The 13,528-nt window shown below is 46.5% G+C and carries 8 protein-coding genes; 5 read left to right on the top strand and 3 right to left on the bottom strand.

The annotated features are described in order from the left end of the window. The first annotated feature begins 7 nt into the window (after window positions 1-7). The 5 genes from G517_RS0108405 to G517_RS20075 all read left to right on the top strand — a co-directional run bounded on the left by G517_RS0108405 (window position 8) and on the right by G517_RS20075 (window position 8,885). The gene (locus G517_RS0108405; protein ID WP_028304040.1) at window positions 8-1,654 is read left to right on the top strand and encodes a glycerol-3-phosphate dehydrogenase/oxidase; all 1,647 of its coding nucleotides are present in this window, start codon (window positions 8-10) and stop codon (window positions 1,652-1,654) included. 813 nt (window positions 1,655-2,467) lie between these two features. Further along, a complete protein-coding gene (gene ydiJ / locus G517_RS0108400; protein WP_084632140.1) occupies window positions 2,468-5,695 on the top strand; it encodes a D-2-hydroxyglutarate dehydrogenase YdiJ in 3,228 nt (1,075 codons plus the stop codon). A gap of 285 nt (window positions 5,696-5,980) precedes the next feature. After that, window positions 5,981-6,733, top strand: coding sequence for a substrate-binding periplasmic protein (locus G517_RS0108395; RefSeq protein WP_028304038.1), 753 nt, complete (start codon window positions 5,981-5,983; stop codon window positions 6,731-6,733). Window positions 6,734-6,748: 15 nt separating this feature from the next. Further along, window positions 6,749-7,543, top strand: coding sequence for a substrate-binding periplasmic protein (locus tag G517_RS20080; RefSeq protein WP_028304037.1), 795 nt, complete (start codon window positions 6,749-6,751; stop codon window positions 7,541-7,543). Between the two features lies 1 nt (window position 7,544). Further along, window positions 7,545-8,885: a GGDEF domain-containing protein gene (locus G517_RS20075; protein WP_157833174.1), complete on the top strand. Its 1,341-nt coding sequence runs from the start codon at window positions 7,545-7,547 to the stop codon at window positions 8,883-8,885. Between the two features lie 21 nt (window positions 8,886-8,906). On the opposite strand, the gene G517_RS18375 is transcribed toward G517_RS20075, so the two are convergent. The 3 genes from G517_RS18375 to nosP all read right to left on the bottom strand — a co-directional run bounded on the left by G517_RS18375 (window position 8,907) and on the right by nosP (window position 13,447). Further along, the gene (locus G517_RS18375; RefSeq protein WP_051206234.1) at window positions 8,907-9,536 is read right to left on the bottom strand and encodes a transglutaminase-like domain-containing protein; all 630 of its coding nucleotides are present in this window, start codon (window positions 9,534-9,536) and stop codon (window positions 8,907-8,909) included. A gap of 114 nt (window positions 9,537-9,650) precedes the next feature. Beyond that, window positions 9,651-12,227: a hybrid sensor histidine kinase/response regulator gene (locus G517_RS0108375; RefSeq protein ID WP_028304036.1), complete on the bottom strand. Its 2,577-nt coding sequence runs from the start codon at window positions 12,225-12,227 to the stop codon at window positions 9,651-9,653. Next, window positions 12,224-13,447: a nitric oxide-sensing protein NosP gene (nosP, locus tag G517_RS0108370; protein ID WP_051206233.1), complete on the bottom strand. Its 1,224-nt coding sequence runs from the start codon at window positions 13,445-13,447 to the stop codon at window positions 12,224-12,226. The genes G517_RS0108375 and nosP overlap by 4 nt, the downstream gene beginning before the upstream one ends. Window positions 13,448-13,528 lie beyond the last annotated feature (81 nt).

The raw sequence follows: 13,528 nt of genomic DNA, 5'->3' as shown, positions 1-13,528 counted from the left end.
GTTTCATATGTTACCTGATCATTGGTCAGCCAAAGGGCGACAAGAGCATCTGCCTCACCTCATCGACGAACACTGGGATATTATTATTATCGGCGGCGGAATTTCTGGAGCGGGCTTACTATTTGAAGCAAGTCGTCGTGGTTATCGTGCGCTTCTGCTGGAAAAAAATGACTTTGCCTCAGGTTCATCAAGCCAATCAAGTAAGCTGGTTCACGGAGGCATTCGTTATTTAGCCTCAGGTCAGCTCGGCCTAACCCGTAAGGCGGTTCAAGCAAGAGAGCAGCTTTGCCAACAACTTCCTGGCCTAGTGGAGCACCTCCCCTTGATGATGCCTCACTACAGAGGACAACTGCCCAGTCGCCTCTCATTTCGTGCGTTGATGTGGGTTTACGACCTCCTAGCGGGCAAGAAATATCACCGAGGTCTAAGTGTTGCCGATATACAAAAAGCGGCCCCCACTCTAAGAAGCCAGCAGTGCTACGCGGCAACCCAATTTGAAGATGCCATTACCGATGATGCGCGCCTAACCTTGAGAGTGCTGTTAGAAGCCGCACAACTTGGCGGTAAAGCGTTTAACTATTGCACGGTTGAAAGCACCAGGCTGCTTAAATCAAGACATGAGGATGGCGGCTTTCAAGTCACGGTTAAGCCAGAAGATTACCCCGCAATTCAACTTGAAACCCGACAGGTGATTCATGCCACGGGAGCTTGGACATCAAGCCCAAGGGAACGATTAGAGGGGAAACATTCAGATTCTGACTCAGGTGCTCCAGCAGCAGGTTCCGACGCCGCGATAAGAGTAAGACCTCTTCGTGGAAGCCATCTGCTATTTCCCCAAAAAAGACTCCCACTTACTAAGGGTATCTGTCTCATTCACCCTGATGACAATCGGTTATTATTTGCCCTACCTTGGCAGGGCTATACTCTTGTGGGAACAACCGATATAGATCATACCTCTTCGATGGATGATCCCGTCAAAATCCAAGAAGCGGAACAACATTATCTGTTCAAGGCACTCAAACACTATTTTCCCGCGAGCAAACTAACTCCAGCCGATTGTTTGAGCACATGGTCAGGGGTTCGACCCGTGCTCTCCCTAAAAAATACGCGGAAGAAAGCCCACAAAGATGGCACCATGCCATCAGAGGAACCCAGAGAGCATAAAGTTTGGTGGCAAGATGGTCAGCTTTACCTATGTGGCGGAAAGCTAACAACATTCCAAAGCATGGCTGAAGATGCGATCAATCAGCTGGCATTTAAGCCTCAAGCACCGGTTGCTAAACCTTGGCCGGAATTAGGCGCCAACAGCCATAACCAAGGCGAGTTTCTGCTTATTCCTGAATCACTCCATCAAATGTATGGCCCAGATGCCCTGCGTCTTCACAGAACGATACCCGCTGATCAGAAAATTGTCGCAACACCCTACTACAAAGCAGAACTCCACTGGGCCTTGGCTCATCTAGGGGTCGTTCATCTTGATGATCTTTTGCTACGCCGCACCCGAATCGGCTTACTTTATGCTGATGGCGCTGAAAGCTTAAAAATAGAATTAGCCCAGCTTTGTGAACAATATTTAAATTGGGATGAACATCAATTTGAGCAAGAATGGACACGCTACCAGCAGATTCGCCAAGAGATACACCACGCCCTGTAACGGCGTCCTACCCTGACAACCTACTAATCTAACAACTCTAACAACCGACCATCCTCTAGAATAGTCTTCACAAAAGACCTTTTCTATCACTCGTTTTTTCTGTCACCATAAAAATCTGTCACCATAAAAAAAGGGAGCCCGAAGGCTCCCTAAAAGGTTGATGAGTGCGATGAAAGTCATCAGATCAACTTGCTTTACGCAAGATTGGCAATTATTCAGAGCCTTGAAGTAATAAAAAGTTCTCATCGTTATTAGAAAAAAAATGATAGACCTAGAAAAACATAAAGATTGTCTTTTTAGACCGCCATAAAACCTGTAAAAAAACCATTTTATCCCCAGAAAAATACTTGACATATTTTTTAATGACAGTTTTTGTCAGATTATATGACACCAACATAAAAATTTAATCATTCCACTTGATTATTCTTAAGCCCTCAGGTATCAATATCACGACATAAATACCTAACTTGTTGTTTTAAAACAGATTTATTAAAAAAACTTCTAACAAGCATCTTTGATTCAATATCGTGATAGAAATACACTTACCCACAAAAGCTGTGAATAACTCTATGGATAAGTTGAGGAAATGGAGCTGTAGCAATCAAAAAAAGGCCCACTCGCTTAAATTGTCTATTTTTTGACCAAGCGGCTTATTTCAAGAAAAGGTGTAGCGTCGGTCTGTAGCGAATATCAGCGGTTAATACGGCATTCCCCTTTAACACTGGCCTACAAGCATCCATAATAGCGCCTAGAATTGAGTTAAGCGTTTTTTACGCCCGACGTAACCTATTTTCAGGCAGGCACCGTTCCCCGATGATTAAGCAACTGGCCGATACCACTTTATATACAGACGCATGTACAGGCACCTCATATACTGATGCCGCAACTCCAACGGTTAACGCTAACCCCGCAGAGAAACAGCCAGCATCCTTGTCTGTTAAATCGTCGTCTATTAAGAAGACTCTTTCACCGATAAAAGAAGAGTATCTACGCTTTATTGAGGCGCTAAAATCAGAGGGCTTTCAGGGTGACCTGAACCCTGATTATGCCAATCGTGTGGTTCTATCAACAGACAACTCTATTTATCAACTATTACCGCAAGCGGTGCTTTACCCTAAGCATCAAGCTGATCTTGAGCTTATTGCACGTTTAAGCAACCAGCCTGGCTTTGAGCAGATTACCTTAAGCCCGCGCGGGGGTGGCACAGGAACAAACGGCCAATCACTCACTGATGGCTTGGTCGTTGATATCTCCAAGCATATGAATCAAATTTTGGAGATTAATGTTGAAGAGCGCTGGGTGCGGGTTCAAACCGGCGTGGTTAAAGACCAGTTGAATAAAGCTTTAAAAGAGCACGGCCTGTTTTTTGCGCCAGAGCTATCCACCAGCAACCGAGCCACCCTTGGCGGCATGATCAATACCGATGCCAGCGGCCAAGGCTCCGTGCTATACGGCAAAACTCGCGATCACGTACTTGAGCTAACCTCGGTATTACTCGACGGCACGCTCTGGCACTCTCAGCCGATCAGCGATGAGCAATTAGCCCAGATCAAACAAAGAGACGACCGCGTTGGTGATGTTCACCGTTTAGCCGATCAAATTTTCAGCGAGCAGGCGGCGCTAATCGAAGCTAAGTTTCCCAAACTTAACCGCTGCTTAACCGGTTATGACCTTGCCCATATTCGAGATGAAAACGGCCAGTTTAATCTTAACGCTCTACTCTGCGGGGCAGAGGGCAGCCTAGCCTTTATCAGTGAAGCAAAACTAAATGTACTGCCTATTCCTAAATATTCCGCACTGGTTAATATCCAGTACACCAGCTTTAATGATGCCCTGCGTGACGCAAAAGAATTAACCCTGTGGAACCCAACATCCATCGAAACTGTGGATTCCAAGGTGCTTAATCTTGCCATGGGCGATATTGTTTGGGATACCGTGCAAGACTACTTCCCTGCAGGCCAAGGTGATAAATCGATTGCCGGTATCAATCTGGTCGAATATACCGGTGATGATGAAGCAGAATTAAATGCCAAGGTTAACAAACTAACCGCTCACCTTGATGAAATCGCCCAATCGCCCTTAGCCGGTAAAGGTAAAAGTTTTGCTTATACCATTGCCAGAGGTGCTGGTGAGATCGGTAAAATTTGGGGGATGCGTAAAAAAGCGGTAGGGCTTCTCGGTAATGCCGATGGCGAAAAACGCCCCATTCCCTTCGTTGAAGATACCGCCGTGCCACCAGAAAATCTGGCCGATTACATTATGGAGTTCCGAGAGCTCCTAGACAGCCATGATCTTGCATACGGCATGTTCGGCCATGTCGATGCGGGGGTGCTTCATGTGCGCCCAGCCATTGATATGAAAGACCCAGAGCAAGAGCCCCTTATCCGCACCATTACCGATGCGGTTGTCGCACTAACGCAAAAATACAAAGGGCTCGTTTGGGGTGAGCACGGTAAAGGGGTGCGTTCGGAATATGCACCGGAGTTCTTTGGTGAACTATACCCTTTTATTCAAGAAGTAAAAGCGGTCTTTGACCCTCGTAACCAGCTAAACCCTGGCAAAATAGCCACACCCGCTCAATCAGGGGCTGAGCTACTAAAAATTGACGGTGTCGCCACCCGCGGCCAACATGACCGACAGATCACCGAGGCAACTCGTCATGAGTTTAGTGCCGCGATGTATTGCAACGGTAACGGTGCTTGCTACAACTATGACCTCAACGATGCCATGTGCCCTTCCTGGAAAGCGACCCGAGAGCGTACTCAATCACCAAAAGGCCGCGCGTCTTTAATTCGTGAATGGCTACGCTTGCAGGAAGCCGCCGGAGCCGATCTGCAAAAAGAAGCCCAAAATGTACGCGGCTCTAATTTTGTTGGCAGCTTTATTCCTCGGCTGAAGAATACCCTCGCTAAGCGTAAAGGTGGCGTAGAAAACCAAGATTATAGCCATGAAGTCTATCAGGCCATGGCCGGTTGTTTAGCCTGTAAATCCTGTGTCGGCCAATGCCCTATTAAGGTTAACGTACCAGAATTTCGCTCTAAGTTCTTAGAGCTTTATCACGGCCGCTACCTGCGTCCTCTTAAAGATTATTTTGTCGGTACACTTGAATACATTATCCCCTATGCCGCCAAAGTCCCCAGCCTGTACAACCTACCGATGAAGGTCGGTTTTGTAAAAGCACTAATGGCTAAATACGCAGGCATGGTAGACAGCCCACTGATTTGCAAAGAAAACATCGCCAAAGAACTGGCTCGATATGGTGTCGCTTGGGCATCTCCCGAAGCGCTAGCCCGCTTACCTGCCGAGCAAAAAGATAAAACGGTTGTCCTTGTTCAAGATGCCTTTACCAGCTTCTTTGAAACCCGCCTAGTGCTGGACATTATGGATCTGCTGACACGTTTGGGCTTCCGAGTCTTTATTGCCCCGTTCAAACCCAACGGTAAGCCTCTGCATGTTCACGGTATGATGAATCAGTTTGGTCGTGCCGCTGCGGATAATTCTGAGATGCTACGGGCCCTAAGTGAAACCGGAGTGCCTCTTGTGGGCATCGACCCTTCCATGACGCTGACGTACCGTCAGGAGTACACCAAAGCCCTGCCAGAAGGCGATGCACCGGATGTGTTACTGTTACAGGAATGGTTAGTATCTCAAATCGCAACCCTTGAAACACATGGGCAGCATGATCAGCAAGAGGCCAGCCAAGAGGTTTTCCTTCTTGCTCACTGCACGGAGAAAACCAATGCCGCGGCGACTATTAAAATGTGGCAACAGGTTTATGCCGCTCTAGGTTTCAAACTCACGCTACAAGCCAGCGGTTGTTGCGGAATGTCCGGTACCTTTGGCCACGAAACCGCTAACTTGGATACCTCAAAAACGATCTATAGCCAAAGCTGGTCGGGCATCATTAATGACACCGAAAAGCAGGGGAGGTTAGTCGCCACAGGCTACTCATGCCGCAGCCAAGTAAAACGCTTGGATGACCAGCATGTTCCACACCCTCTACAATGGTTGCTAAGAGTTCTTAATAATCAAAATGCTTAATACTTATAACCAAAGAACCTAAAACCAGCACCTAAAACTAGTAAAAACCCTCTATTCTTTTGGGTTTGCCCTAGGTAACATGCAAGCTGTTACAAAAAAGGCGGCGCAGCTAATATCGCCGCTTTTTTTGAATGGTCTTTCTCCTAGAAGACCATTTAGTCACAAGACTATATTCAGCTATATAAAAGACTGTATCCAGAGTTGCCAGCTGAACCGTACCTGATATCAATAGAAATCGTATCAACGGATTTGATACTGATAGGCTTTACATTGGAGAGCATGATAATGAAAAAGCCTACTTTAATAACAAGGCTCGTCACGGGTTTAGCATTAGTGGTTATCACCGTATCTCAAGCTTGGTGTGCACCCTTGTTAGTTGGCATTATTGATTCTCCTTTGCTGGGATACTACGATGAGAAGCAACGATTGAGAGGCTTTGAAGCGGAGTTAGCTCAGCAGATTTGCTCAAAACTTGAGCACCAGTGCCAGTTCGTTATACAGACTTTTGCCAAAAACATAGAGGGTGTACGTCTCGGTCATTTAGATATGGCGTTATCTAGCATTTTAGTGACCGACAACCGTAAAAAAACACTACTGTTTTCGCAGCGCTATATGCGTTCTGTCTCCAGCTATGTAGGGGTGCCTGATAAGCAGCCTAAATATAGACCTATTCACGTTGCCGTTATAAAGCGTTCCGTTCAAGAGCATTTTCTTCGTCAAAACTTTAACTCCAGCATTAAAGTTGTAGCCTTTGACCAGAATAAAGAGATGTATCAGGCTTTAAAGGAAAATCGGGTGGATCAAGTGCTTGCGCCCTCAATTGTTCAATTGGGCTTTCTCTCCAATGATAACAGTGGTCGATTTGACCTTATCGGTGAACCCCTAGATAACCCCAAGCTATCCGGTGATATTGCGGTAGCGATTCACCAGCAAAAACCCAGCCTAAAAGATCAAGTAGACAAGGCACTTACAGATCTATTAATTGATGGCAGCTACAATCATCTCAACAATAAATATTTTCCCTTTAATACTTACTAGCTTGAGCTATGCCTAATGACCTTTAATTTTTCAGCCTTATCAAAAATGCTTTTGCTCACCATCATGGTTATACCTGCGCTGTTTTTGCCTGTTATTGCTGCCTCACCTCTAGAAAAAGCCCCGATTAAGATCGGTATATCGACCTCCTTCCCACCCTTCAATTACAAAGATGCCAATGGAGAAATTCAAGGCTATAACGCGGATGTTGCTCGGGCTATTTGTGAGAAAATGCAAACACTCTGCGAGTTTTCACCCATGCCCTTTCCTGAGATTATTCCTGCACTAGAACAAGGCCTTGTTCAGTTTGCACCCAGTAATTTCCTTTGGACACCGGAACGCGCTGCGCGTATTAACTTTAGTGAGAAATATTACCGTTCTACCACCAGCTTAGTTGGCCTAAGCAAAGACAGCTTCGAAGATCCTATGGTACTACTACAACAAAACGAAGCGACCATAGCGGCAGCACACTCATCCGCTCAATGGCGATATTTACACCAACACTCTGCGGCTCAAGTTGTTAGTGTTGATACTATTGCTAAAGGTATGCAGGCGCTTGAAAAAGGCGAAGTTGACTATATTTTGCTGCCAACATTATTTGCACTTAATTTTTTGCAACGTCCTGAAAACACCCACCTGGACTTTATTGGCGAACCCATAGACGCAAAGAGCCTTACCGGCGATGTTCATATTGGGATATCTAAAACGCAACCAGAACTAAAAGATAAAATAGATAAAGCCATTCAATCTCTCGTTTCCTCCGGTGAGTTACGGGTTTTAATCCTCAAATACTTCCCTTTTAATGTCTATTAATATGTCACATTCAGACCCTGTACGTCCTCGTATCAAAAAGCTGCTGTTGCGACTGACGATACTATTAGTCGTGTTTGTTATTTCAACCGCCGCTGTCGTATTGACGATGCATAGCGCCAGCCTTGCTTTAACAGAAGACAGCCAAGAGCATCTTCTGCCAGCCATCCATGAGCACCAAAGGGCCGCCATCAACCTTGAGCGCCTTGAACGCATGGGCGATCTTGTGCTCTATGGTGGCAACGTGACACTTATCCGCAAGAATGCCTTAGCCGCACAGGTATTGGCATTCCAGCCATCGTTTCATTTTAGCCCTGTCGCCAAAGAAACGGTCCGTGCAGCCTTTGAATTACTGAGGGAAGTGCGCCGTACCCGCCAAATACTTCTTAGCAGCCAATTTGAACGGTTGAGCGACATTGAACAGCGAAACCTGTTATTGCTCGATAAAAGCCTACAGGTACGTTGGAGTGAATATAAACAGGAATTGTTTGAGCTGCAGAATAAAATCATTAGTGACGCCACCAGCCTGCAAGAAAAGAATATGCAGCAGATCACCGCCACCAATAATATGATCTTAGTGGTCGCGGGTACGGGTATGTCATTGCTCTTAGTCGTTATCGTTATTATCGGTTACAGCCTCTACAAACACCTAATTACCCCTGTTACGGAAGCAAGTAAAGCACTGCTTGCTTTGGAGCAGGGTAAAGCCTTTAGCCCTGCCCCTGCCCGGTACCAAGAGTTAAACAACATTCATCAGGCCGTCGCTAATCTAAGTACTACTTTGAATAAGCTGCATACTATGGCAACCCGAGACTCCCTAACCGGCTGTGCCAATCGGGGCTATTTCATGGAACTGGCACAAAAAGCATTATCCAAGGTCCATCGCCAAAATCTGCAAATGGCCATTGTAATGCTCGACATAGACCACTTTAAAAAAGTGAATGACCAGTACGGCCATGCCGTTGGCGATGACACCTTGCAATTGACGACAAAATGGATACAAGCCAGCTTACCAGAGAATGCCATCATAGGCCGCTTAGGGGGCGAGGAGTTTGCACTAATACTGCCGGAGATGAACGCGCAACAGGCGGTCAATTTCAGCGAGAGCATTCGCAAAAAGATTGCGGAAAACTCCAGCGACAGCAGCACCGTACCAGCTATTACCGTCAGCTTAGGCGTTCAAGTTGTACGGGAGCCTACCGATGAGATCGACACGTTACTGTCACAGGCAGACAAAGCGCTCTATGAAGCAAAAACAGGTGGCCGAAACCGAGTTATCTTGTCAAAAGAGAGCAACGCCAAAGAAAGCGAAGAATCTCCCCAGAACGAAAAGACCACACAATAACCACTAGGCCGCCAACCAAAACTAGGCCGCCGGACGAGATTTACCTTTTATACGGCACGTTGCCAGATCAAAAGAGGGATCTCTATCTATGATGCCATTGCCATCAGGCAGATTTAAATACAGCTCTCGAACATGGGTTGAATGAACAAGAGCGTCAACCACGCAACTCAGTGGATTGGGCCATATCCCTTTTAAACGTTCACCATCGGGATGCGTCAGGCTTTGGTTCGGTGGGTCAAAAAAAGTGCGAGCTCCCTGCTTACAGCCTCTGGCATCAAGATCATACCAACCCGAATGAGCCACATAAACCGTATTAAAACCATGAAGGCAGACATTCGATGCCCCCCATTCATTGGGCACACGCTGATAAGCAAAACCCGTTGAGATGCCATTTGCACGTAGCAGGGCCGCCAACAAATGACTTTTAGCAAAACAGCAACCGTGCTTATTCATCAACACATCGGAGGCCTTCAGCGGAACAGCTTCTTTTTGATACTCCCAGCTATGTTCAATCCGATCACGTACCCACTCAAAAGTACGCGTTATCAACCCCAAGGGATGATCGCTCTGCTTAGAAAGGTAGCTGGCTAGCGCTAAAACCTCGGGGTGATCCCAGTTAACAATCATTGTCGAACGTAGAAAAGGGCTCATGGGTTAACACTCCGGTGATATTTAGGCTCCATCATGCTCCTGAACAATGACAGTAACTTGAACGCTTACTGACAACTTAGTGACAGCACTTATAACAGTGCTTAATAACAGAACTTAATGTCTCAATAGCTGAGCCATTAGCATTCTTAGCTTCATCGGTTTTATCGGTTTATTAATCCGCTGATAATGCATTGATTGGATCTCGGTATTCAGCGCTTTGGAGTAATTAGCCGTAATGACAATTACAGGAATCGGCTGCTCAAGACGCTGGTTAATTTCTTGGGCAATATCAACACCAATTTCATCATTATCCAGATGATAATCCACCAACAACAGATCCGGCATAAAACCATCATCCAACAAGACCCAGGCCTCCTGTCGGTTAAGTGCCGTCATCACATCCATTCCCCAGCCATCTAATAAACGCTCCATGCCCGCACAAATAGCGGGATCATTATCCAGAACTAAGATGGGATAATTCTGCAGGGGGCTGTGTGAAATATCCGTTATCGTTTGAGGGGCCAGAGGCAATGTCGCCGCATCCGCAAGAGGGACTTCAACAGCAAACATCGAGCCTCGACCTAGCCTAGATCGCACCCTAATCCGGTGATCCAAAACCCGTGCAATTTTATCAACAATCGCCAACCCCAAGCCTAAGCCTTGATCATTCGGTGACGGACGGCGTTTTAAACGGCTAAATTCCCGAAAAATCTCACTCATTTTCTCCGCTTCAATGCCATCTCCGGTATCCCAAATTTCAATGCTCAAATAGCATCCTCGTTTACGGGTAGCCAGCATAATCTGCCCACCGGATTCGGTATAACGTGTGGCATTGGTTAAGAAATTACGTAAAATTCGACCAAGAAGTTGAGAATCAGAACTCACCGCGCAGCTGCCTATTCTTGAGCGGAACCGCTGCTGTTGGCAGGCAGCTTGCTCTTGGTATTCATGGCAAAGATTTTGCAGTAACGCATCAATGTTGAAGGCCGAAATTTGAGGCTCCACAACCCCTGCATCCAGCTTTGAAATATCAACTAACGCCCCTGTTAATCCTTCAACATCATTAAGCGACGACGCCGTAGAATCAACCAGCTGTTTGGCCGACGGTTCCAAGGGATACTCCGCCAATGCACTGTTAAATAAACGAGCAGCATTCATCGGTTGAAGCAGATCATGACTGATCGCGGCTAGGAATTTTGTTTTCGACAAATTAGCCTCTTCCGCCTGCTTTTTAGCCTCTAACAATTCCGATGTACGTGCTTCAACCCGCTGCTCTAATAGAATATTCGCATCACGCAACGCCTGGGCGGTAAGACGCGCATCGGTAATATCTTGAGTGAGTACAAAAAAACCTAACGCTTCTTTCTTATTGCCCATATGTGGCTTACTCATATGCGGCACATAGGTTTTGCGTAGATAACGACTTTCGCCTTGATGGTTAGCTTCTTTTACCTCAAAAGCAACAGACTCTCCCTGTATAACCGTTTTAACATAATGCTCTAGCCGCTTAAGTTGATCTTCAGAGTAAACCTGATTCAGCTTACGCCCTAGCAGCAGATCACGATGTTTACCGTGCCATTTTTGATAGGTTTTATTGGTAAATTCGAATTCAAGATCAGCGTTCACATAACAGATCATCGCCGGTAAGGCATCAGTGATAAGGCGCATCTTTTGCTCACTTTGCTGAAGAGCCGTCGCAAAGCGGCTGCGCTCGGTAATATCAGTAAAGGTCATCACTCGCCCACCCTCAGGCCGAGGCTTCTGCCTTATTTCAAAAACAGTGCCATCAACCAAGTGAATCTCGAAGAGATTGCTGGCATCTTCAAGTCGCGGCCAAGGGGTAAGAGCGACATCTAAGCTGCGATCTAAAATCTCACTAAAGTGATCCCCTTGAGCCAGTTGGCGTTCACTAACACCGGTTAGCTCAATAAGACGACTATTCCATACCTCTGGTACGCCTTGGTCACTAATTAGAATCACACCCTGAGACAAGTTCTCCAGAGTACTTTGTAGTATCAACGATTTTTCCGCCAAAGCCGCTTCTCGACGCTTTGTTTCAATCGCTTTTAATTCAGTAATATCGGTATAGAGCACCGATAAATCTCCGGTGGACATTTCTCGTTGATTCACCTGCATCCATCGGCCATCCCGTAGCCTTATCACTTTGCCATAAGCTTGCTGATAGAGCTGCAGTTCCTCTTGGGTCGTCGCGTCATCAAGCAGCACTTGACGACCAAAATAATTAATCTGGCTGAGTGTTGTACCAGGCTTAACCGGAAGGCCATAACGCTGCCAAATTTCACGATATCGGCTGTTACACAACACCATGCAGCGCTGGCTATCGAAAAGCACAAAGGCATCATTCATACCTTCGATCGCATCCATAAGGCGGTTATGCAAGGTTTCAATATCGATATGTGCTTGCTTGAGAGCCTGATTGCTGTCTCTTAATTCTGCCAATGCAGTATTTAACGCCGCCGTGCGCTCTCGTACCTGTTCCGCTAATAAGGCGGAGTTTTCAAAGGCCGCGTAGGCTCGCCCGCCAACATCAGGGGCCGCTTCAACCCGATCAATCAACGCTAGGTTGATCTGTTTCAGCCGGTTATTTTCAAGGGCTAAAGCATCTCGCTCTTGGCGTAGCTGTATCAGCTCTTGATCTTTGTCCAAAGTAGGCGTTAATAAATCCGTCATAGCGCCCCCTTAGGTCGTCCAATAGCCACGCCAGTAAACGTCGCATTCAAATGGATCCCGTTCATATGTTCGCCGTAGGTATTAAAACCAACGATAGGTCGCTTCGATAAACGCTGAGAAACCGTATCTAAAGCATTTAACGCCCCCAACTCCAGCTGGCGAAAAATACAGTCAAAACCCAGAATAACCTGCTGTTCACCCAGCCCAGCATCAATGCGCTCTAATAAAACATCCAAGGCATCAGGAATATTAAGATGCCGATTACGGCGCAGTACAATCCCCCGCTCTACCGCACAGTAAAAGCTCAAACTACCATCGTCGTTAGCCTGCTGTACCGCCCGTACAAAACTTTCACCCGCGATACGAACACTTAAAGTATGTTGGGCAAAGATCTCTGGTGTTAATGCATTTAAATGAACACCGATTGATCGAGCATAGGCCTCTGCCGCAGGCTCGGCATTAAGTTCGTAAACTCTTCGATGCTCGCTATCGACCTTAGTGGCTACAAATAATTCATCGGTATCTTCCGCATGTTTTTGCGAAAATAGCATAAAGGAGCAATCGGTATTAACCATCATCAATACCGCCGCATTTTGATAGGCTTTGCCTTGATAGACAACCTGAGTATGGCCAAAAGCAAGGTCATCACCGGCAGAGCCTCCAAGCATAGGAATACTACCCAGTACAGCATTGAGCGTGTTGAGAACCACCTCTTCATGTTCCGACATGCCATCCAGTAACGTCAGTAAAAAAGTGTGCCCTTTAAGAGGCGCTTTTTGCTGCTGCTGACACGATTCAAGCATCTGGCCAACTTGTCGCTGGGCCTCGGTAAAGTCAAAGTGATCCAACTGCTCAATCAGCGCTGTTTCAATATGGAAGCTATCATCAGGAAAAGCTGCCGCTGCGACACTGCCTTGGCAGTAACCCATAGGGCTTAATTCTCCGGCACTGGTGCAACCAATAATTGAGCGATCGGGTAGCAGTCGCTCTAACGCTGTAGCCAGCTCTTCAACATCCTGCTGGGCTGAGCAAAAAAATAGCAGCCATTTAAGTCGACTATCGGCAAAAGCCTCAGCAAGCTCTTGGGCACAGGCTGAGGCTGAGCTTAATCGCGACACCGCCGTCACGACCACTTGATGACTGGAATCATCAATAGCATGATCAACCGGCAAAACACGATCTATATTTAAATCATGATCTATATTCAAATCATGATCCATCGCCAAAGCCTCCTCCTCCGAAGAAATGGTGCAAGAATGACCATACAGGGCTATCTTCATAGTGTTTCTCAAAGCGGTACG

Source organism: Oceanospirillum maris DSM 6286 (assembly GCF_000422865.1).
GTDB classification, from domain to species: Bacteria; Pseudomonadota; Gammaproteobacteria; order Pseudomonadales; family Halomonadaceae; genus Oceanospirillum; species Oceanospirillum maris.
Note: the sequence above shows the minus strand (reverse complement) of the source record. Positions and strands in the feature narration are given on the sequence as shown.

Bases quoted from the DNA above. Each gene is read 5' to 3' on its own strand.
- G517_RS0108405 (WP_028304040.1), top strand. From the start codon at position 8: ATGTTACCTGATCATTGGTCAGCCAAAGGGCGACAAGAGCATCTGCCT.
- ydiJ (WP_084632140.1), top strand. From the start codon at position 2,468: ATGATTAAGCAACTGGCCGATACCACTTTATATACAGACGCATGTACA.
- G517_RS0108395 (WP_028304038.1), top strand. From the start codon at position 5,981: ATGAAAAAGCCTACTTTAATAACAAGGCTCGTCACGGGTTTAGCATTA.
- G517_RS20080 (WP_028304037.1), top strand. From the start codon at position 6,749: ATGACCTTTAATTTTTCAGCCTTATCAAAAATGCTTTTGCTCACCATC.
- G517_RS20075 (WP_157833174.1), top strand. From the start codon at position 7,545: ATGTCACATTCAGACCCTGTACGTCCTCGTATCAAAAAGCTGCTGTTG.
- G517_RS18375 (WP_051206234.1), bottom strand. From the start codon at position 9,536: ATGAGCCCTTTTCTACGTTCGACAATGATTGTTAACTGGGATCACCCC.
- G517_RS0108375 (WP_028304036.1), bottom strand. From the start codon at position 12,227: ATGACGGATTTATTAACGCCTACTTTGGACAAAGATCAAGAGCTGATA.
- nosP (WP_051206233.1), bottom strand. From the start codon at position 13,447: ATGGATCATGATTTGAATATAGATCATGATTTAAATATAGATCGTGTT.